Below are 22,058 nucleotides of genomic sequence, written 5' to 3'. Positions count from 1 at the left end.
GATCCGGGGATTTGTACCCATCCCGATACCAACCGGTCATCGCCCAGCGTGGTTTCGGCGCGCGAGCACCTAAAGCTTCGGCCCGCAACGACGATACGCTGTGATACCCGCCCTGTTTTATTCCTGCCCTCCAACAAAAAAGCCGCTCAAGGATCAGTTCCATGCCCGCACTGCGCACTATTCAGGCTCGCTACACGCTGTTTCTGATTCTGTTCATCCTGCTGTTGTCCGTGCTGACCGTGGTCGGCATCAGCCAACTGGTGGCACCGACCCTGCGCGATACCGAAGAGAAGGTCGTGCTCAACCGCATCGCCGAAGTCGCCGTGCAGATTCAGGGCGAACTGAACAAGGTCCAGGCGCAGCAACGCAGCATCACCCAGACCATCCCGCTGCTCGACAGCGCCGCCATCGACGTGGTGCTGCCAGGGCTGGTGGATCAGTATGGCGAACTGAAAGTCTTCGGCGGCGGCATCTGGCCGTTACCGGGCCAGCGTGAAGCCGGGCGCAACAAATTCAGCACTTTCTGGCACCGTGACGCCTCTGGCCAACTCAAGGTCAATACGTTCTGGAACAGCGATGCGGCGCCCAACTATTACGACCAGAGCTGGCACAAGGGCGGCATGGCCACTCCGCGCGGCCAGTGCGCGTGGGCCGCTGCCTATAAAGACGACGCCAGCGCCGAGCCGCGCACCAACTGCGCCATGGCGATCTACAAGAACGGCAGCGCCTGGGGCGTTTCGACCATCGACGTGACCCTGGGCTTCTTCAACGACCTGGTGGCGCGCAAGGAAAAAGACCTCAACGCCGAAATGCTCATCGTCGAGGCTGACGGCAAGATCATCAGCAACAGCTCGCGCATCAGCGGCCCGATCGTGCTGAAGAACATCAGCGAACTGGCGGCCAGCTCGACCTTCGTCAGTCAGATCAAGACCGGCCTGCAGAATCGCGATACAGCGCAACGCGTCGAGTTCGATAACAACGGTGAAGACGCTACATTCTTCATGCGCCCTATCGAGGGCACACCGTGGTTCCTCGCCACCGCCCTGCCGACCAAGATGCTCACTGCCCAGCGCGACGACGTGCTCCATAGCCTCAGCCTGATCCAGATTCCGCTGGTGATCCTGCTGGTGCTGTTGCAGGTTTACGCGATTCGCAAACTGGTGCTGCGCATGAAAGCGCTGAAGGCCAACATTGATTCGCTGTCCAGCGGTGACGCCGACCTGACCCGCCGCATCACCATTCGCGCCGAAGACGAACTGGGCGCCATCGGTCACTCGGTCAACACCTTCATCGCCTATCTGCAGAACATGATCGGCGAAGTCACCCAGGCCACCGGCGCCATGGCTTCCAGCCTCGACAACCTGCAGCGCACCTCGGCACATACCGGCCAGATTCTGCTGCGTCACGCTTCGGAAACCGATCAGACCGTCACCGCCATCAACGAAATGAGCTCGACTGCTGAAAGCGTCGCGCAAAACGCCGCTGAAACCGCTGCATTCACCCAGCGTGCCAATGAGAACGCAGACCGCTCGCGCGTCGTGGTGGGTGAAGCGACCAATAGCGTGGTCGCGCTGATCGACGAAGTGGCCAGCGCTACACACAAAGTTGAAAACATGCAGCAGGACGCCCAGCGCATCACCGAAATCCTCGGCGTCATCGGCGCGATTGCCGGGCAGACCAACCTGCTCGCCCTCAACGCCGCGATTGAAGCCGCCCGGGCCGGTGAACAGGGTCGCGGCTTTGCGGTGGTGGCGGATGAAGTCCGCGCCCTCGCCGCCCGCACTCAGGCCAGTACCTCGGAAATCAACGAAATGTTGACCCGTCTGACGCAAGGCGTGAGTTCATCGGTCAGCGCCATGGAAAACACCCAGGCCAGTTGCCAGTCCGCTGCTGACGCCACCGCCCGAGTCAACTCGGGGCTGGACGAAATGGCCGGTTCGGTCAGCCACATCAACAGCCTCAGCACGCAGATCGCCACCGCCGCCGAACAACAAAGCGCGGTCACCGAAGAGATCAACCGCAGCATGGTGCAGATTCGCCACATGGTCGATGAACTGGTGCAGAGCGGCCAGGCCAGCGAGCTCAATACCCGCCAGTTGCTCGAAGCCAATAGCCGCGTGAGCGCGATCATGGGGCGGTTCAAGGTCAGTTAAGCCAACCGCGACCACGGGGATTTCGGCCTTTACGCCAATCCCCTGTGGGAGCGAGCCTGCTCGCGAAAGCGATTTTTCAGTCACTGTATCTGCGGCTGGTCAACCGCAATCGCGAGCAGGCTCACTCCTACACTGGTCCGGGTGTTTTGTAGCAACTGGAAACACTCAGTTGATGCCGGGATGGAAAAACCGGTCAAAATGCGTTCTTGCTGACCTTCACCGAGTCGAGAGCCCATTCCCATGCGAAGCCAACTGCGTCTGCTCGCCCTGAGCGCCCTGTTCATCTCCTCCCTGGCGCAAGCCGCCGAACTGATCCCGATCGAAGTGCACCGCGATGCCAACTGCGGCTGCTGCAAAAAGTGGATCAGCCATCTCGAAGCCAATGGCTTCAAAGTCGAAGATCACGTCGAAAGCGACATGAGCAGCTTCAAACAGCAGCACGGCGTACCACCGCGTCTGGCGTCCTGCCACACGGCGATCATCAATGGCAAATTCGTTGAAGGTCATGTGCCGGCCGATCAGGTGCTTGCGTTGAGCAAGCGCGACGATCTGCTGGGTGTGGCAGCGCCAGGCATGCCGATGGGCTCGCCGGGCATGGAAATGGACGGCATGAGCGATGCGTACCAAGTGATCGGCCTGAAGAAGGACGGCGCTGACGTGGTGGTGGCGGACTACCCGGCCCGTTGATGGGGGCAGCCTACTTCGGCCTGTTCTTTGCTGCGTTTGGCGCGGCGACATTGTTGCCGTTGCAGTCCGAGGCGCTGCTGGTCGGCCTGATCGTCAGCGAGCGTTACTGGCTGTGGGGTTTGCTCGCGGTAGCGACGCTGGGCAACGTACTCGGCTCGCTGGTCAACTGGTGGCTGGGCCGTGGCATCGAGCGCTTTCAGGATCGACGCTGGTTCCCGGTCACTCCTCGACACATGGCCAAGGCGCGCAAGCACTACGAGCGTTATGGACATTGGTCGCTGCTGCTCAGTTGGCTGCCGGTGATCGGCGATCCGCTGACCTTGATTGCCGGCGTCATGCGCGAACCGCTCGGGCGCTTTCTGTTGATCGTGACGCTGGCCAAAGGCGCGCGCTATGGCGTGCTGGGCTTGCTGACACTTGGCTGGCTAGGTTGAACCAACCCTCAGTGTGATTGCCTTTGTTTAACGTCGGCGTAATCCCGACCTTCCAGAGTCGGCCAATTTTCAAGGAGTTTGTGCTTATGTCCGTCACGCTTTCCCGCTGGCTGCCCGGCCTCGTCCTCAGCGCTGCCCTGCCATTAATGGCGCACGCGGCCACTGAAACCGCCCCCGCCGAAGGGCCTGCCTATGGCCCGGAGCTGCAAGGTTTCCAATACCCCTACACGCTTAAACATTTCGCCTTCGAATCCCAAGGCCAGAAGCTGCAAATGGGCTACATGGACGTCGCCGCCAATGGCAAGGCCAACGGCCGCACCGTGGTGCTGATGCACGGCAAGAATTTCTGCGCAGCGACCTGGGACAGTTCGATCAAGGCCCTGAGCGACGCCGGCTACCGCGTGATTGCGCCGGATCAGATCGGTTTCTGCACCTCCAGCAAACCTGAGCACTATCAATACAGCTTCCAGCAACTGGCGACCAACACCCAGCAATTGCTCAAGGCGTTGGGCATTCAGAAAGCCACTGTGCTCGGCCACTCCACCGGCGGCATGCTCGCCACCCGTTATGCGCTGCTGTTTCCGGAGCAGGTCGATCAATTGGCGATGGTCAACCCGATCGGTCTGGAAGACTGGAAAGCCCTCGGCGTTCCGTATCGCACCGTCGATCAGTGGTATCAGCGTGAATTGAAGGTCACGGCCAAGGGCATTCGCGATTATGAGCGCACCACCTATTACGACGGCCGCTGGAAGCCGGAATTCGATCGTTGGGTCGACATGCTCGCCGGCCTGAGCAACGGTCCGGGCAAGACCCAGGTCGCGTGGAACTCGGCGCTGATCTACGACATGATCTTCACCCAGCCGGTGTACTACGAGTTCAAGGATCTGAAGATGCCGACCCTGCTGCTGATCGGCACCTCCGACACCACCGCCATCGGCAAGGACCTCGCGCCGCCGGAAGTGAAAGCCAAAATCGGTCATTACGAGGTGCTTGGCAAACAGGTCGCCAAGCTGATTCCGCAGTCGACGCTGATTGAATTCCCGGGCATGGGTCATGCGCCGCAAATGGAAGAACCGGAGAAATTCCATCAGGCGCTGCTTGGCTGGCTGGGCAAGACTCCTTCCGCTCCTTGATGAGGCAAGCCGATGACGGTGCAGATTGCAGTGATCGATGACTGGCAAGACGTGGCCCGCGACGTGGTCGACTGGTCCGTGCTGGAGAGCATCGGTGAAGTGACCTTTGTGCATGATTACCCGGCCGACAACGCCACACTGGCCGAGCGCCTTGGCAAGTACGAGGTGATCTGCGTCATGCGCGAACGCACGCGCTTCGACGCCGATTTGCTCGGGCGCTTGCCCAATCTGAAGTTGCTGGCCACCGGCGGCATGCGCAATGCCGCGCTGGACATGTCGGCCGCAGCAGCGCTGGGCATCAAGGTCTGCGGCACCGATAGCTACAAACACGCCGCGCCGGAACTCACCTGGGCGCTGATCATGGCGGCCACCCGTGATCTGGTGAAGGAAGCCAATGCCCTGCGGGCCGGCCAGTGGCAGCAGGGCCTCGGCGGCGATCTGCATGGCAAGACCCTGGGAATCCTGGGTTTGGGCAGCATCGGCCAGCGCGTCGCGCAATTCGCTCAGGTGTTCGGCATGCGGGTGATCGCCTGGAGCGAAAACCTCACCGCCGAACGCGCTGAACAGGCCGGCGTGACGTACGTCAGCAAGCAGCAACTGTTCGAGCAGGCCGACGTGCTGTCCGTGCATCTGGTGCTCAGCGAACGCAGTCGCGGTCTGGTCGATGCCCAGGCGCTGGACTGGATGAAACCGACCGCATTGCTGGTCAACACCGCACGCGGGCCGATCGTCGATGAAACCGCGTTGATCAAGGCGCTACAGAAACGGCGCATTGCCGGAGCAGCGCTGGACGTATTCGAGCAAGAGCCGTTGCCAGCCCTGCACCCGTTTCGCACGCTGGACAATGTCCTCGCCACGCCGCATGTGGGCTATGTCAGTCGGCAGAATTACAAGCAGTTCTTCCGGCAGATGATCGAGGATATTCAGGGTTGGGCAGCTGGGGAGCCGGTGCGTCTGTTGAACTGAGTCCATCACTTTAAAGTTGAGTTGCTTCAACCGCCCTCTTCGCGAGCAGGCTCGCTCCCACAGGTTGTACGCGGTCCAATGTGGGAGCGAGCCTGCTCGCGAAGAGGTCATCTCAGATACCACTCTGCAATACGCTCGCACCACAACGGTGCAACTCGCCCATCCCCTAGCACAAAACCGTGACTACCCAGTCACTGTTTTGGCCCACTCCGTCCAAAAAACATGCCCTTCGTCGGAGCGTTTTCCCTCCTGAACCCTCGCTTACATCCCGACACAACCGATTGTCGAACAATTTACCCATTTGCCCTGACCCGCTCTAGGATCTGGCCTAGACTGATTTTTCAGTGGCCAAACCACTCGGTCATACCGACGAAAAAAAGTCGAAACTTTTGCTTCACGCCACAGGTCATCAGAACAACTGGGCGAAAGCGACTGGTGTAATCCTTGCAACGGCCTCACCACCCATTCTGCTTGCGCGTGTTGGGTCAGCACTTGCTCACCGATGCGTGGCGCCTTTGCGCCCGGCCACAGGACTTGGCCACGAAACAGCTTGTTCGAGACAAGAATCAGATCACACACGGGAGATACATATGATCAGTGCGGCATTGGATATTCAGGGAGAGCGTGCTCACCAGTCGCTTGGAGAATCGAGCACCATCAGTGTTCCCGGCAGCCGACAGATCAACGTACCCGGCACAAAGACGCTTGCTCCGGTAGCAAGCCAGAATCCCAACAAGAAAAAAGTGTTGTTCGTGACCTCTGAGATCGCCGATCTGGTCAAGACCGGCGGCCTCGGTGACGTGTCCGCCGCCCTGCCCCGGGCGATGGCCCACCTGCATGACGTGCGGGTGTTGATTCCCGGGTATCCGCAAGTGGTGCACAGCGAAAACCCGATTCACATCATCGGCGAGCTGGGTGGCCACGCCGCGCTGCCACCTTGCAAGATCGGGCGTATGGACATGCCCGATGGTCTGGTGATCTACGTACTGATCTGCCCTGAACTCTACGAGCGTGAAGGTGGCCCTTACGGCGCCAACAACGGTCGCGACTGGCCGGACAACCATATCCGCTTCGCCCGTCTCGGCCTGGCCGCCGCCGACATCGCCGCCAACCTTGCGCAAATCCACTGGCGCCCGGATCTGGTGCACGCCCATGACTGGCCGGCTGGCCTCGCGCCCGCTTACATGCACTGGCGCGGGCAGCGCACGCCAACGCTGTTCACCATTCACAACCTTGCCTACCAGGGCGTGACCAGCCTTGGTTCCTGCCCGGAGCTGGGGATTCCCACCCATGCCCTGCAACAGGAAGGCATGGAGTTCTACGGCAAGATGTCGTTCCTCAAGGCCGGCATGGCCTATTCGAGCCACATCACCACCGTCAGCGCGACGTATGCGCAAGAAATCACCACCCCGGACTTCGGCTGCGGCCTCGACGGTTTCCTTGCCGCCAAGACCCAGCAAGGCCTGCTCAGCGGTATCCCGAACGGCATCGACGAGAGCTGGGATTCGGCGACCGACCCGCACCTGTTTGCCCCGTTCGCCATCGGCGACTGGGAAGGCAAAGCGGTCAACGCCGCCCATGTCCGTGAGCTGTTCGGCCTGAATGACTCCACCGGCCCGCTGTTCGCCGTGGTATCGCGCCTGGTCTATCAGAAAGGTCTGGACCTCACCGAAGCGGTGTCCGAGTTTATCGTGCAGAACGGTGGTCAGATCGCGATCATCGGTCGCGGCGAGCCGGAAGAAGAGCAAGCCATGCGTGAACTGGCCCTGCGCTTTCCTGGCCAGATCGGCGTGCGCATCGGCTTCAACGAAACCGATGCCCGACGCATGTTCGCCGGCAGCGATTTCCTCTTGATGCCGTCGCGCTACGAGCCTTGCGGCCTGAGCCAGATGTACGCCCAGCGTTTCGGCTCGCTGCCGGTCGCGCGCAACACCGGCGGCCTGGCCGACACCATTGAAAACGGCGTCACCGGTTTCCTCTTCGATGAGTCCACCGTTGATAGCTACAAGGAAGCCCTGAGCCGCGCGTTCAAGGTGTTCGCCTTTCCGGAACTGCTCAACGCCATGCGCTGCCGTGCCATGGCTGCACCGTTCAACTGGAGCAAAGCGGTTGAACCGTACGCCGAACTTTACGAACAACTGGTCGCCAAGGCGTTGGATAAAGCCAGCCACAAATAACCAGGGAGTTGCAGAAAATGCCGTCAAGGACCCAAGAAACCTGGCCCCACGGCGCGATCATGCTGGATGCCGAGCACACGCAATTTGCGTTGTGGGCGCCTGACGCGTTCTACGTCAGTGTGGAACTGGAAGATGGAAAATCGTTGCCCATGCTGCCTCAAGGTGACGGTTGGTTTGTAATCAAGGCCAATTGCCCGGCGGGCAGTCGCTACCGTTACTGCATCGATGGCGAACTGGAGGTGCCGGACCCGGCCTCCAGAGCGCAGGATGGTGACCTTGACCGCCACAGCGTGGTGGTCGACCCCCATGCTTATCAATGGCGGCACACGACCTGGAATGGTCGGCCGTGGAGTGAAGCGGTAATTTATGAGTTGCACGTCGGTGCGCTCGGTGGATTTGCCGAAGTCGAACAGCATATGGCGCGGCTGGTGGCGCTGGGCATCACCGCGATCGAACTGATGCCGCTGGCGCAATTTCCCGGTGATCGCAACTGGGGTTACGACGGGGTGCTGCCCTACGCGCCTCAAGCCTCCTACGGCACACCGGAACAACTCAAACACCTGATCGACAGCGCCCACGGCCATGGCCTGGCGGTGATTCTCGACGTCGTCTACAACCACTTCGGCCCCGACGGCAACTATCTGCATCGTTACGCCAAGGGCTTTTTCCGCGAGGACAAGCACACGCCTTGGGGCGCGGCGATCGATTTCCGCCGCCCGGAAGTGCGCGAGTTCTTCATTGAGAATGCACTGATGTGGCTGCTCGAATACCGTTTCGACGGCCTGCGTCTGGATGCGGTGCACGCAATTGAAGACCCGGATTTCCTCAGCGATCTGGCCCGGCGCATTCGCCAGCAGATCGACCCGACCCGGCACGTCTGGCTGACCGTCGAAAACGAGCTGAACCAGTCGAGCCTGCTGGAAAACGATTACGACGCGCAGTGGAACGATGACGGTCATAACGCGTTGCACGTGCTGCTGACCGGCGAAACCGACGCCTATTACGCTGACTATGCAGCGCAGCCCACTGAGCAATTGGTGCGTTGCCTGAGTCAGGGCTTCGTGTTCCAGGGCCACATCACTCGCCATGGCGAACCTCGGGGCGAGCCGAGCGAACATCTGCCCTCCACCGCTTTCGTGTTGTTCCTGCAGAACCATGACCAGATCGGCAACCGCGCGTTTGGCGAACGTCTGCATCAGCTTGCCGACCCGCGTGCGGTGCAGGCGGCGACGGTGTTGTTGCTGCTGTCGCCGATGATTCCGCTGATGTTCATGGGCGACGAGTTTGCCGCCGAGCAACCGTTCCTGTTTTTCACCAGCCACCACGGTGAACTGGCGGAACTGGTGCGTGAAGGTCGGCGCAACGAGTTCGCCGCATTCAGTGCCTTTACCGATCCGCACAAGCGCGAACAGATCCCTGATCCAAATGCCGAAAGCACCTTCCACGCTTCGCAGCCGCGACTGTCCGGGAGCGGCACGCCATTGCAACAGCAGACCCATGAGCTCTACCGGCAACTGCTGAAGTTGCGCCATCAGTACATCATTCCCCATCTCTCCGGGACCCAGGCTCTGGGCGCGCAAATGCTCGGCTATGGAGCGGTCAGCGCGCGCTGGCGGCTGGGCAACGGCAGTGAGCTGCGAATTGACCTGAACCTCAGTGACACGCCAGTGGTCAACCCTGCACAGACCGATACCGAGTGGCTGTTTCAACAGCCAGCCGCGATCGAACTGTCGGACCCGAACCATCTGCCGGCGTACACCGCGCTCGTCAGCCTCACGGCCGCACCCCTTTTGCACCCCCTGGATGGAGAGCGCCTATGAGCGATGCGCAACTGGAAATACTCGCCAGTCGAGCCGGCCTTGCCGTCGACTGGATCGACGCCAACGGGCGTCAGCAAAAAGTCGCTCCCGCTGTGTTGCGCAATGTCCTGATCGGACTCGGCCACCCCGCCAGCACCGCGCAAGAAATCGATGCCAGCCTGTTGCAACTGCAAGAAGTCCAGCAAGACCGCCATCTGCCGCCCCTGCTGACCTGCGACGTTGGCGTTGCCCTCGACCTGAGTCGCTACTTCACACCGGAGACGCCCTGCGAGATTCATCTTGAAGACGGCTCGCAGATGAACCTCAAGCTGGACAACGAAGCCATGTTGCCCGGCTTGATTCCGGTCGGTTACCAGCAAGTGCACATCGGCGATCAGTATTTCACTCTCGCTGTGGCGCCTGAGCGTTGTTTCAGCGTTGGCGATGCGGTCGATAGCCCGATCCCGCGCGCCTGGGGTCTGAGCGCCCAGCTGTATTCGCTGCGCCGTCCGGGTGACGGTGGCTTCGGCGACACCCAAGCGCTGGAGGAACTGGTTCGTGTAGCGGGCGAACGTGGCGCCGATGCACTGGCGATCAGCCCGATGCACGCGATGTTCAGCTCAGACAATGGCCGCTACAGCCCCTATTCGCCGTCCAGCCGCTTGTTTCTCAATTCACTGTACGCAGCGCCGGGCAGCATTCTCGGCGAGCGCGCATTGCGTGACGCAATCGATGCCAGTGGCCTGGCCGCGCAGTTCGACCAGTTGGAAAATCTCAAGCTGATCGACTGGCCTGCCGCCGCCCAAGCCAAGCAGAAACTGCTGCAAGCCTTATATGATGGTTTCGTCGCTGGCGAGCATCCGCTGCACGCCGACTTCGCCAGTTTCCGTCATGCCGGTGGCGAAGCGCTGGAGAATCATTGTCGCTTCGAAGCCATTCAGGAAATGCGCGCCGCCCGTGGCGAAAGCCTCGACTGGCGCGAATGGCCGGAGCACTGGCACGACCCGCGCGGCGCGGCGCTGGGCGCTTTTGCCGAAGAATATGCCGAGCGCATCGGTTATTTCGCCTTCTGCCAATGGCTGATCCATCGTTGCCTCGAGCGCGTGCAATCTGCCGCGCGCAGCGCCGGCATGGGCATTGGCCTGATCGCCGACCTCGCCGTCGGTGCTGACGGTGCCGGCAGTCAGGCCTGGAGTTTTCAGGATGAATTGCTCGCCTCGCTGACCGTCGGCGCGCCGCCGGACATCCTGAACCGCAGCGGCCAGGGTTGGGGCATTTCCGCGTTCTCGCCGGAAGGGCTGATCCGCAACGGTTTCCGTGCCTTCATCGAGATGCTGCGCGCCAACTTCGCCCACGCCGGAGGCCTGCGCATCGACCATGTCATGGGCCTGCAACGCCTGTGGGTGATTCCCAACGGCGCCGCCCCGGCCGATGGCGCCTATCTGTATTATCCGTTCGACGACATGCTGCGTCTGCTGGCCCTCGAGTCGCATCGGCATCAAGCCATCGTGCTCGGTGAAGACCTCGGCACCGTGCCGGAAGGCCTGCGGGAAAAACTCGCCGCGCGCTCGATTCTCGGCATGCGCGTGCTGTTGTTCGAACAGGACAATACCCGCTTCAAACCGATTCTCGACTGGCCGGATGATGCCCTGGCCACCACCAGCACCCATGACCTGCCGACACTCAATGGCTGGTGGCATGGCCGCGATATCGACTGGAACGCGCGCCTCGGCCTGGTCGACGCCAACGGCGAAATCGACTGGCGCCGGCATCGCGAGCGTGAACGTGAGGGCCTGCGCGATGCGCTGCGTCAGGATCCGCAGAACTTCCGCGAAGAGTCCCACGAAGCCGATCAAGTGGTCGATGCCAGTGTGCGTTTCCTCGGTCACACCCGCGCGCCGCTGGTACTGCTGCCGCTGGAAGATGCCTTGGGTATCGATGAACAGCCGAATCTGCCTGGCACCACCGATTCACATCCGAACTGGTCGCGACGTTTGCCCGGTCCCAGCGAAGCGTTGCTGGACGGCCCCGACGCCGCCCGCCGCCTGGAACTGCTGGCCTGCGCGCGCCTTCAAGCCTCTGAGCGTGACCAATGAATCAACAGCAAATCCAGCCACTGCGCGCCACGTTGCGCCTGCAATTTCATAAAGGTTTTACCCTCGAACAAGCGGTGCCACTGGTGCCCTACTTTGCCCGACTCGGCATCAGCCATATCTACGCCTCGCCATTGCTGGCGGCGCGCGCCGGTTCCATGCATGGCTACGACGTGGTCGACCCGACCCAAGTCAATCCGGAACTGGGCGGCGAGCCGGCATTGCGCCAACTGGTCAGCACCCTGCGTGAACACAACATGGGGCTGATTCTCGACATCGTTTCCAACCACATGGCCGTGGGCGGCAATGACAACCCGTGGTGGCTCGACCTGCTGGAATGGGGACGCCTGAGTCCGTATGGCGAATTCTTCGACATTCAGTGGCACTCGCCGGACCCGTTGATGGAAGGCCAATTGCTGCTGCCGTTTCTTGGCAGTGACTACGGCGTGGCGTTGCAGGAAGGCACACTCAAGCTCAAATTCAACGCGCAGACCGGGACTTTTTACGTCGAGCATTACGACCACCACTTCCCGATCTGCCCGAACAACTATGGCGAGCTGCTCAAGTCCGACGACACGCTGAAGTCTCTGGCAGATCGCTTCAGTACGCTCAGTTACCAGACCGATGCTCACTCGCTGGCGATCCCGCTGAAGCAGGAGTTGCGAGAGCTGGCAAGCGATCCGCGTGTTCTGGCCACCATCGAAAGCAATGTCGCCCAATACGATTCCACCACTGACGAGGGCTTCCACAAGCTCCACGAGTTGCTCGAGCGGCAAAGCTATCGCCTGGCCAGCTGGCGCACGGCGGCGGACGACATCAACTGGCGGCGCTTCTTCGACATCAACGAGCTTGGCGGCCTGCGCGTCGAGCGCCCGGCGGTGTTCGAAGCAACCCACGGCAAGATCTTCCAGTTAGTTGAAGAAGGTCTGGTCGACGGCTTGCGCATCGACCACATCGACGGCCTTGCCGACCCGCGTGGCTACTGCCGCAAATTGCGTCGGCGTCTGGATCACTTGGCGTCGGGACGTCATCTGCCGATCTATGTCGAGAAGATCCTCGGCGAGGGCGAAACCCTGCGCCGCGACTGGAGCGTCGACGGCACCACCGGTTACGAGTTCATGAATCAGCTGTCGCTGCTGCAACACGACCCGGACGGCGAACATGTCCTCGGCGAACTCTGGCAGCGCCGCACCGAGCGCCCGGCAGCGTTCATGGAAGAAGCGCAACTGGCCCGTCAGCAGATTCTTAACGGTTCGCTGGCCAGCGATTTCGAAAGTGTTGCCCAGGCGCTGCATCAGGTAGCACGTGATGACTTGATGACCCGCGACCTGACCCTGGGCGCGATTCGTCGCGTGCTGCACGCATTGATCGTGCACTTCCCGGTTTATCGCACCTACATCAGCGCGATGGGCCGTTCCGAGCAGGACGAAGCGATTTTCCTGCACGCCATGGACGGTGCGCGGCAGACCCTCAGCGAAGCTGACTGGCCAGTGCTCGACTCGGTCGCCAGCTGGCTTGGCGGCACGCCGTGGCGCCGCAAGCCACGGGGGCGCTCGCGCAAGATTCTCAAACATGCCTGCGTGCGTTTCCAGCAGTTGACCTCGCCGGCAGCCGCCAAAGCCGTGGAAGACACCGCGCTGTATCGCTCGGCGGTGCTGCTGTCGCGCAATGATGTCGGTTACAACACCGAGCAATTCAGCGCGCCGGTCAGCGAGTTCCACGAAGTCAATCAACAGCGCATGGCCGAGTTTCCTGACAACCTGCTCGCGACTGCTACCCATGACCACAAGCGTGGCGAAGACACCCGTGCCCGGCTGGCCGTACTCAGTGAGCGCAGCCATTGGTACGCCGATCAGGTCGAACTGTGGCGCGCCCTCGCCCGCCCCGTGCGCATCGAAGATGACGCGCCGTCTGCCGGCGACGAACTGATCCTGTATCAGGCGTTGCTCGGCAGTTGGCCGCTGGATCTGCGGGACCACGACGAGGCCGGTTTCGCCGATTACGCCAAGCGCATCTGGCAGTGGCAACAGAAAGCCCTGCGCGAAGCCAAGCTGCAAAGCAGCTGGAGCGCGCCGAATGAAGCCTATGAAAACGCAGCGCAAGCCTTCACGGAAAAACTGCTGACCGGCGAAGAAGGCGAATTGCTGCGCGCGGCGCTGAGCAAGACCGTCAACAGCATCGCCGCTGCCGGCGCGCTCAACGGGCTGGCGCAAACCTTGCTGCGCATGACCGTGCCGGGTGTGCCGGATCTCTATCAGGGCAACGAGTACTGGGACTTCAGTCTGGTAGACCCGGACAACCGCCGCCCGGTGGATTACGCCGCCCGCGAGCAAGCGTTGCAGGCATCCGTGCCGGGTACCGAACTGCTCAAGGACTGGCGTGACGGGCGCATCAAACAGGCGCTGATCAGCGAGGTGTTGAACCTGCGCAAGGACCACGGCGAACTGTTCCGCCGTGGCGATTACCAGCCATTGGAAGTACTGGGCAGTCAGGCGCACAACGTCTTGGCATTCGCGCGTGAACACGAAGGCGTGCGGGCCATTGTCGTAGTGCCGGTGCGTTGCGCAACGTTGCTGGAAAACAGTGCCATCCCGCAGGTCGATGCGCTGCGCTGGGGCGATACGCGGGTGGTTTTACCGTCTGCCGCTTCGGATGCAAACCTGAAGGGACTTTTTGCCAGCAGCGTAGTCACACAAAACAGGGAGCTGAATGTCAGCGAAGCGCTGGGGGATGTCCCGGTCAATCTCTTTATCCAACACTTAACACAAGCATGAGTTCAGTTCAGGAGCATTGCGATGAGCACCGACGATAAACGCATTCGCGAATTCGCCTATCAGATCTGGGAGTCGGAAGGGAAACCTGAAGGCCACGAAGAACGTCATTGGGAAATGGCGCGCAAGCTGGCCGAGGCCGAAGCGCTGGCACCCAAGAAGCCACCAAAAGCGGCTGGCAGCAAAGTGGCTGGCAAGACTACAGCGGCAACAGCGAAAAGCACCGACGGCAAGACACCGGCAGCCGCCAAAGCCAAACCAGCGGCGAAAGCCAAGCCTGCGGCCACGGCCAAAGTAGTCCCGCCGGGCGAAAAGGCTGCCGAGAAAAAGCCGCGAGCCGCGAAGAAGCCTCCGGCGAACTGACCCGATCCATATTTGAACTGAATGACTGTGTGGCGAGCGTGCTCGCCACAAGGGGTTCTTGCGCCCCGAAGAAAGCCCTTCTTGGGGCAAAACACACCACCCTGTGGGAGCGAGCCTGCTCGCGAAAGCGCTAGGTCAGTTGGTGAAAACGTCGAATGTACCGACGCTTTTGCGAGCAGCCTCGCTCCCACAAGGAAATCTCATTGCCTGAACTGTCCCGTTTTTTTGCAGGAGCAATCATGACCCGTCCAAAGAAAGCCGAACCCGCTGCGCACGCCGAGCCGTCGAGAATCCGTGAAGGCCTGCCCTTCCCGCTGGGTGCGACCTGGGATGGTCTGGGGGTGAACTTTGCTCTGTTTTCCGCCAACGCCACCAAGGTCGAGCTGTGCATTTTCGACGATGCCGGCGAAGTCGAACTCGAACGCATCGAGCTGCCGGAATACACCGATGAGATCTACCACGGCTACCTGCCGGATGCGCATCCGGGGCTGATTTACGGCTACCGCGTTTATGGTCCTTATGACCCGGCCAATGGTCACCGTTTCAACCACAACAAACTGCTGATCGACCCTTACGCCAAACAATTGGTCGGCGAGCTGAAATGGTCGGAGGCGCTGTTCGGCTACACCATCGGCCACCCCGACGCCGACCTGAGTTTCGACGAGCGTGACAGTGCGCCGTTCGTGCCCAAGTGCAAGGTTATCGACCCGGCCCACACCTGGGGCAACGACCATCGTGTCAGCGTGCCGTGGGACAAGACCATCATTTACGAAACCCACGTGCGCGGCATCAGCATGCGTCATCCTTCGGTGCCGGAAAACCTGCGCGGCACCTTTGGCGGCTTGATGGTCGACGACGTGCTTGAGCACATTCGCAAGCTCGGTGTTTCGTCTGTCGAACTGCTGCCGATTCACGCCTTCGTCAACGATCAGCATCTGCTGCAAAAGGGCATGACCAACTATTGGGGCTATAACAGCATCGCGTTCTTCGCCCCGGACCCGCGTTATCTGGCCAGCGGCAAGATTGCCGAATTCAAGGAAATGGTCGCGCACCTGCACGATGCCAATCTCGAGGTCATTCTCGACGTGGTCTACAACCACACCGCCGAAGGTAACGAGCAAGGTCCGACTCTGTCGATGCGCGGTATCGACAACGCCTCCTACTACCGCTTGATGCCCGATGACAAGCGCTACTACATCAACGACTCCGGCACCGGTAACACCCTGGACTTGAGTCACCCATGCGTGCTGCAAATGGTCACTGACTCCCTGCGCTACTGGGCCAGTGAGATGCACGTCGACGGTTTCCGTTTCGACCTGGCAACCATTCTTGGCCGTTATCACGATGGTTTTGACGAGCGCCACAGCTTCCTCGTCGCTTGCCGTCAGGACCCGGTGCTGCGTCAGGTGAAAATGATCGCTGAGCCGTGGGACTGCGGTCCCGGCGGTTATCAGGTCGGCAACTTTCCGCCGGGCTGGGTTGAGTGGAACGACAAGTTCCGCGACACCGTGCGTGCGTTCTGGAAAGGTGACGACGCCCAGCTCGCCGATTTCGCCAGCCGCATGACCGCTTCCGGGGAGATGTTCAACCAGCGCGGGCGCCGGCCGTATTCGTCGGTGAACTTCATCACCGCCCACGACGGTTTCACCCTCAACGATCTGGTCTCGTACAACGACAAGCACAACGAAGCCAACGACGAAAACAATCAGGACGGCAGCAACAACAACCTGTCGTGGAACCACGGCGTCGAAGGCCCGACCGACGATCCGGAAATCAACGCTCTGCGCCACCGGCAGATGCGCAATTTCTTCGCCACTCTGCTGCTGGCCCAAGGTACGCCGATGATCGTCGCCGGTGACGAGTTCGCCCGCACCCAGGACGGTAACAACAATGCCTATTGCCAGGACAGTGAGATTGGCTGGGTCAACTGGGACCTGAGCGAGGACGGCAAGGCCCTGCTCAAGTTCGTCAAACGCCTGATCAAGCTGCGCCTGACTTATCCGATCCTGCGTCGCGGACGTTTTCTGGTCGGCGAGTACAACGAAGATATCGGCGTCAAGGACGTGACCTGGCTGGCACCGGACGCCACCGAAATGACCACCGAGCACTGGCACGATGCGCACAATCGCTGCCTGGGCATGCTGCTCGACGGTCGCGCGCAGGAAACCGGCATCCGTCGCAAAGGTGCCGACGCGACTCTGCTGCTGGTGGTCAACGCACACCATGACATCGTCAACTTCACCCTGCCGGAAGTACCGGATGGTGGCTTCTGGACGTGCATGATCGATACCAATCAGCCGTCGATTCGCGGCCAGGAACGCTTCGAATTCGGCCACGAGTATTCGGTGACCGGGCGTTCGTTGCTGTTGTTCGAACTGCAACGCGACGAAGAAGATTGATATGGACTTTCAACATTATCTGGCCCGCCGTCCGCCAGATTACGCCGACACCAATGCCCTCGGCCGTTGCCTGCGGGCAATGGTCGAGGCCGGCCTCGACCGCTTGCCGTTGCCCGGCAGCGGTCACACGCTGGAGCGCTTCCAGCGTCTATCGGAGGTGGGCGGACACGATCTTGGGCTGTGCAAACTCTATGAAGGCCACACGGATGCGCTGGCGATCATCGAGCAATTGGGCGGTACGCCAACCCCGGGCAGCACGTGGGGCATGTGGGCCGCCGAACCGCCGCAGGCACGGGTGAAAGTCACGCCGTCCGGGCATATGGTGATGCTGAACGGGCGCAAGGCCTGGTGCTCTGGCGCGGCGGTGCTCAGCCACGCCTTGCTCACCGCATGGGACGCGGACGGTCAGCAGCAATTGGTTGCAGTCGCACTCGATCAACCTGGCGTGACCATCACCGATCAAGGCTGGCAAGCGGTGGGCATGGCGGCCACCGGCAGCGTTGAAGTGCTGTTCGACAACGCCGAAGCGCAGGCCATTGGCAACCCCGGTGATTATCTGCACCGGCCGGGGTTCTGGCAGGGCGGGATCGGAATCGCGGCTTGCTGGTACGGCGCTTCACGGCGGATTGCCGAAGGGCTGCGTCAGCATTGCGCGCAACGCGATGAACCGCACGCCCTCGCCCATCTCGGTGCGACTGACACAGCACTGCAAGCGGCAGCCGACGTATTGCGCTTCAGCGCGTTGCAAATCGATGCGCAGCCTGATGCCGACGCTGAACTGCTGGCCCGTCGCGCCCGCGCGGTTGTCGAGCAGTCTGCCGAACAGGTCATGCGCGAGGTCGGGCGGGCGCTGGGTGCCGGGCCGTTTTGTCAGGATCGGCATTTTGCGCGACTGAGTGCAGACTTGCCGGTGTTTCTGCGCCAGAGTCACGCCGAACGCGACCTTGCTGCACTGGGCCAGCGGATTGCCGGTCAATCCTGCGAGGTCTGGGCGTTATGAGGGACAACCCGATCGTCGGCCAGGGCACTTCACTGCAGCAATGGCAGGGTTCGCGGCGTCTGGCCGAACTGCCCGCCATCGACGTTCTTGACCTGGTACCGCTGGGTTCGCGGGCGGTGATCATCGCGCCGCATCCGGATGACGAAGTGCTCGGTTGCGGCGGCATCATGCAGTTGCTGGCGGCAGCCGGACGGCCGTTGCAATTGATCTCGGTTACCGATGGCAGCGCCAGTCACCCCGGCTCGCAACGCTGGACGGTCGAACGCTTGAGCGTGGTGCGACCGCAGGAATCCGCAGAAGCTCTGCGCCGCCTCGGCTTGCCGATGCACAGCCTGAAATGGCTGCGCGGCGGGTTTACCGACACCCAAGTGGCGGCTCAGGAAACCGGGTTGAGCGAATTCATCGCCGGTTATCTGCACGCCAATGATGTGGTTTTCACTACCTGGCGCCAGGACGGTCACAGCGATCACGAGGCCGTCGGCCGCGCCAGTGTCGAAGCGGCGCGACGCGTTGGTGCGACCTGCCATGAACTTCCGGTCTGGACCTGGCACTGGGCAACCCCGGAAGACGTCTCGGTGCCATGGGAACGCGCGCGCAAGATTCTTCTGTCACCCACGCACATCGCGCGCAAACGCCACGCGGCCCACGCGTTCGCCAGCCAGTTGGAAGGCGACCGCGACGTCGGGCTCGGGCCGGTGCTTGCGCCCTATGTGCTTGATCGTTTGCTGCAACCTTTTGAAGTGGTGTTCCTGTGAGCGTCGATGACCGCTATTTCGACGGCCTGTTCGCGGGCAATGACGACCCATGGGCGTTCCGCCAGCGCTGGTACGAGCAGCGCAAACGCGCGATCACCCTCGCCGCCCTGCCGCGTCCGCGCTACAGGTCGGTGTTCGAACCGGGTTGCGCCAACGGCGAACTGAGTGCAGAACTGGCTCCGCGCTGCGACCGCCTGTTGTGCTGCGACACGGCGAGCGCGGCAGTGAAGCTGGCGCGTACGCGCTTGAGCGTGTTCGAGCATGCCGAAGTCCGTCAGGGCCGCCTCCCGGCTGACTGGCCGGAGGAAAAATTCGACCTGATCGTATTTAGCGAAGTCGGCTACTACCTCGACGAAAAAGATCTGACAGAAATGATCCGCCGGATCAGTGAGTCACTGACCGCCGACGGCCAATTGCTGGCCTGCCACTGGCGCCCGCCGATCGAGGGCTGCCCGTTGAATGCACGTCAGGTCCACGATCAGATCCACGATCAATTGGCTTTGCCGCGTCTGGTGCTGCATCAGGAAGCGGATTTCATTCTCGAACTGTGGAGCCGCGAGCCACGCTCGGTGGCGGCACTGGAGGGCTTGCGTTGATCGGTATCGTGATTCCCGCGCACAACGAAGAAGCGCTGCTCGATGAATGCCTGCGCGCCGCCCTGCGGGCCAGCCAGCATGGGCAACTGGCCGGCGAGCCGGTGGAAATCCTGGTGGTGCTCGACAGTTGCAGCGACGCCTCGGCGCAGATTGTCAGCGCTTATCCGGTGCTGAGCCTGCAGATCGACGCACGCAACGTCGGCGAAGCCCGAGCCGCCGGTGCGCGACTGCTGCTCGAGCGCGGTGCCCGCTGGATCGCCTGCACCGACGCCGACAGCCGCGTCGCCGATGACTGGCTGGCGGCGCAACTGGGACTGGAGGCGGACGCAGTGTGCGGCACGGTGACCGTCGAGCACTGGCACGAATCGATCGATGAAGCGGCGCAGATTCGCTATCACCGCCATTATCAGGCCCGCGATGGCCATCGACACATTCACGGCGCCAACCTCGGTGTCAGCGCCGAGGCTTATCGCCTGGCCGGCGGTTTCAAACCGCTGACCTGTGACGAGGACGTGCAACTGGTGCGTGCGCTGGAGCGCAGCGGTGCGAATATCGCCTGGAGCCACCGTCCGCAAGTGCACACCAGCGCCCGTCTGGACAGTCGGGCCAAGGGCGGATTCGGTGACTTTCTGCGCAATCTGGCACAGCTGGAATAAAAAAATACGGATCAGATTGATCTGTGACGCGACGAATCGGCTGTCTTGAGCAATACTCTGCCTCGCAGTAATCCAAGGGTTGGAGCACTGCACCGTTGCTATTCATTTGCCTTCACGGGCCGCGATCAGCGTTGGCTGTTCACGACTGAGGGCGAGATACCACAAGGACGTCGCACTCATGAAATCGTCATTGCTCAACGAACACGGCCTGCCAGCACAGATTTGGAACAGCGCGCCGCAACTCGACAATATTCCCGTCATCAACACCCACAGCCTGGTTCCCGCCGGCGCCCGCGCCGTGGTCATCGCCCCGCATCCGGGCGACGAAGTGGTCACTTGCGGCGGTCTGCTGCAATTACTTTCCAGCCTTGGCCATCCACTGCAATTGCTCTCGATTACCGACGGCAGCGCCAGCCACCCCGGCTCGCGGCAATGGTCGGAACAACGCCTGAGCGTGTTCCGCCCGCAGGAAAGCGTCGAAGCCCTGCGCCGCCTCGGCCTGCCCATGCACAGCCTGAAGTGGGTGCGCGGCGGCTTTACCGACAACGCACTGAGTGATCAGCAAAGCCAGCTCGCCGAGTTCATCGGCCGTTACCTGCGACCGGGCGACGTGGTGTTCAGTACCTGGCGCAAGGATGGCCCGCCGGATCATGAAGTGGTTGGCCGGGCCAGTTTCGACGCGGCGCAAAAGGCCGGGGCGACCTACCACGATGTGCCGGTGTGGGCCTGGCACTGGCCGGAGCGCGAGCAGCAAATGATTCCCTGGGAACGCGCGCGCAAGCTGCGTCTCGACACCTGGACGGTAGCGCGCAAGAGCCACGCCACCCACGCTTACGCCAGCCAGCTCAAGGGCGAACCGGCCATCGGCATCGCCCCGCTGCTGCCCCCGGTGCTGCTGGAGCGGATGCGCTTGCCGTATGAAATCGTCTTCTTCTGAACGGCGGAAGCTCACAATACCTGTGGGAGCGAGCCTGCTCGCGAAAGCGGTGTGTCATGTGTCAGATGTATTGAACGTGATGAAGTCTTCGCGAGCAGGCTCGCTCCCACATTGGCCCAGCAGTGAATCATCGGAAGGAACTGCCACCCCCTCAAACCAGTCGCATGAACAGGCATGGCCCAAATCAGAGGAGTGAACGTGTCCAGCGATCCCAAGCGTCAAGTGGTCGACGCGCCAGTCATTCATCGCCTGCGGGTACTCACGGTCAACACCCACAAGGGCTTCACCGCGCTGAATCGGCGGTTCGTTCTCCCGGAGCTGCGCGAAGCGATGCGCAGTACCTCGGCCGATCTGGTGTTTCTGCAGGAAGTGGTGGGTGAACACGAACGCCATTCGAGTCGCTACAACGACTGGCCGCAGACCTCGCAATACGAATTCCTCGCCGACAGTATGTGGAGCGATTTTGCCTACGGCCGCAACGCCGTTTACCCCGACGGCCACCACGGCAACGCGCTGCTGTCGAAATACCCGATCCGCGAATACCGCAACCTTGACGTGTCGATCACCGGGCCTGAACGGCGCGGCCTGTTGCACTGCATTCTTGATGTGCCCGGGCATGCCGAGGTGCACGCGATCTGTGTGCATTTGAGTCTGCTGGAGAGCCATCGGCAATTGCAGTTGCAGCTGCTTTGCCAGTTGCTTGAATCACTGCCCGACGATGCGCCGGTGATCATTGCCGGTGATTTCAATGACTGGCAGTTGCAGGGCAACGCCGCCCTCGCCCGTCGCGACTATTTGCACGAAGCTTTTGAACGTCATCATGGGCGCCCGGCGAAAACCTATCCGGCGCGTTTTCCGCTGTTGCGCCTGGACCGGATTTACCTGCGCAATGCCAGCAGCCACGATCCAAGGATTCTCGGCAACAAGCCGTGGACGCATTTGTCGGATCATCTTCCCTTGGCGGTTGAGGTGCACCTCTAGCTGCATTTTTGACAGCCATCCAATGACAGGTCGTTCCGGCAATTACCGCTCGGAAGGACCTTTCGTCGGCGGCAAAAAACCGTCAAATGCACCCTTCGCAAGCGTTTTTCCATGCAAACAAGCACTTAGTTATGTGCAGAAAAACAAATGCTTGCGGT

16 protein-coding genes and 2 pseudogenes are annotated in these 22,058 nt (G+C 61.4%); all 18 read left to right on the top strand.

The window, feature by feature from the left end; genetic code table 11:
* Positions 1-161: 161 nt before the first annotated feature.
* Positions 162-1,292: pseudogene (locus tag CKW30_RS27800) on the top strand (cache and HAMP domain-containing protein); the annotation flags it as partial.
* A gap of 333 nt (positions 1,293-1,625) precedes the next feature.
* Positions 1,626-2,153 (top strand): annotated as a pseudogene (locus CKW30_RS27795) (methyl-accepting chemotaxis protein); the annotation flags it as partial.
* A gap of 240 nt (positions 2,154-2,393) precedes the next feature.
* Complete coding sequence (locus CKW30_RS03550; RefSeq protein ID WP_041480975.1) at positions 2,394-2,840, top strand: DUF411 domain-containing protein; 447 nt, start codon at positions 2,394-2,396, stop codon at positions 2,838-2,840.
* Complete coding sequence (locus tag CKW30_RS03545; protein ID WP_095179963.1) at positions 2,840-3,274, top strand: YqaA family protein; 435 nt, start codon at positions 2,840-2,842, stop codon at positions 3,272-3,274. The genes CKW30_RS03550 and CKW30_RS03545 overlap by 1 nt, the downstream gene beginning before the upstream one ends.
* An 86-nt stretch (positions 3,275-3,360) precedes the next feature.
* Positions 3,361-4,407 carry an alpha/beta fold hydrolase gene (locus CKW30_RS03540; protein WP_095179961.1) on the top strand — a complete coding sequence of 349 codons (1,047 nt, stop codon included), beginning with the start codon at positions 3,361-3,363 and terminating at the stop codon, positions 4,405-4,407.
* Positions 4,408-4,419: 12 nt separating this feature from the next.
* Complete coding sequence (locus CKW30_RS03535) at positions 4,420-5,373, top strand: D-2-hydroxyacid dehydrogenase family protein (protein WP_095179959.1); 954 nt, start codon at positions 4,420-4,422, stop codon at positions 5,371-5,373.
* 590 nt (positions 5,374-5,963) lie between these two features.
* Positions 5,964-7,550, top strand: coding sequence for a glycogen synthase GlgA (gene glgA, locus CKW30_RS03530; RefSeq protein ID WP_095179957.1), 1,587 nt, complete (start codon positions 5,964-5,966; stop codon positions 7,548-7,550).
* 17 nt (positions 7,551-7,567) lie between these two features.
* Complete coding sequence (treZ, locus tag CKW30_RS03525) at positions 7,568-9,370, top strand: malto-oligosyltrehalose trehalohydrolase (protein ID WP_095179956.1); 1,803 nt, start codon at positions 7,568-7,570, stop codon at positions 9,368-9,370.
* Entirely contained in the window at positions 9,367-11,445 is a 2,079-nt protein-coding gene (gene malQ, locus CKW30_RS03520; protein ID WP_095179954.1) for a 4-alpha-glucanotransferase, read from the top strand. Before treZ ends, malQ begins: the two co-directional genes overlap by 4 nt.
* Entirely contained in the window at positions 11,442-14,216 is a 2,775-nt protein-coding gene (locus CKW30_RS03515; RefSeq protein ID WP_095179952.1) for a malto-oligosyltrehalose synthase, read from the top strand. Before malQ ends, CKW30_RS03515 begins: the two co-directional genes overlap by 4 nt.
* A gap of 21 nt (positions 14,217-14,237) precedes the next feature.
* A complete protein-coding gene (locus tag CKW30_RS03510; RefSeq protein ID WP_095179950.1) occupies positions 14,238-14,576 on the top strand; it encodes a DUF2934 domain-containing protein in 339 nt (112 codons plus the stop codon).
* Between the two features lie 239 nt (positions 14,577-14,815).
* On the top strand, positions 14,816-16,975 hold the full coding sequence (glgX, locus tag CKW30_RS03505; protein WP_041480983.1) for a glycogen debranching protein GlgX: 2,160 nt from the start codon (positions 14,816-14,818) through the stop codon (positions 16,973-16,975).
* A 1-nt stretch (position 16,976) separates the two neighbouring features.
* A complete protein-coding gene (locus CKW30_RS03500; protein ID WP_056785820.1) occupies positions 16,977-17,975 on the top strand; it encodes a hypothetical protein in 999 nt (332 codons plus the stop codon).
* On the top strand, positions 17,972-18,730 hold the full coding sequence (locus CKW30_RS03495) for a PIG-L deacetylase family protein (protein WP_095179949.1): 759 nt from the start codon (positions 17,972-17,974) through the stop codon (positions 18,728-18,730). The genes CKW30_RS03500 and CKW30_RS03495 overlap by 4 nt, the downstream gene beginning before the upstream one ends.
* Entirely contained in the window at positions 18,727-19,326 is a 600-nt protein-coding gene (locus tag CKW30_RS03490; protein ID WP_071172362.1) for a class I SAM-dependent methyltransferase, read from the top strand. The genes CKW30_RS03495 and CKW30_RS03490 overlap by 4 nt, the downstream gene beginning before the upstream one ends.
* A complete protein-coding gene (locus CKW30_RS03485) occupies positions 19,323-19,982 on the top strand; it encodes a glycosyltransferase family 2 protein (RefSeq protein WP_095179947.1) in 660 nt (219 codons plus the stop codon). Before CKW30_RS03490 ends, CKW30_RS03485 begins: the two co-directional genes overlap by 4 nt.
* Positions 19,983-20,160: 178 nt before the next feature.
* A complete protein-coding gene (locus CKW30_RS03480) occupies positions 20,161-20,919 on the top strand; it encodes a PIG-L deacetylase family protein (protein WP_095179945.1) in 759 nt (252 codons plus the stop codon).
* Positions 20,920-21,117: 198 nt separating this feature from the next.
* Positions 21,118-21,900, top strand: a complete 783-nt coding sequence (locus tag CKW30_RS03475) for an endonuclease/exonuclease/phosphatase family protein (RefSeq protein ID WP_056786852.1) — start codon at positions 21,118-21,120, stop codon at positions 21,898-21,900.
* Positions 21,901-22,058: the final 158 nt, after the last annotated feature.

The sequence above is a fragment of the Pseudomonas sp. Irchel 3F6 genome (assembly GCF_900187595.1).
In the GTDB taxonomy this organism is placed as follows: Bacteria; Pseudomonadota; Gammaproteobacteria; order Pseudomonadales; family Pseudomonadaceae; genus Aquipseudomonas; species Aquipseudomonas siliginis.
This window is presented reverse-complemented; position numbering and strand designations above follow the sequence as displayed.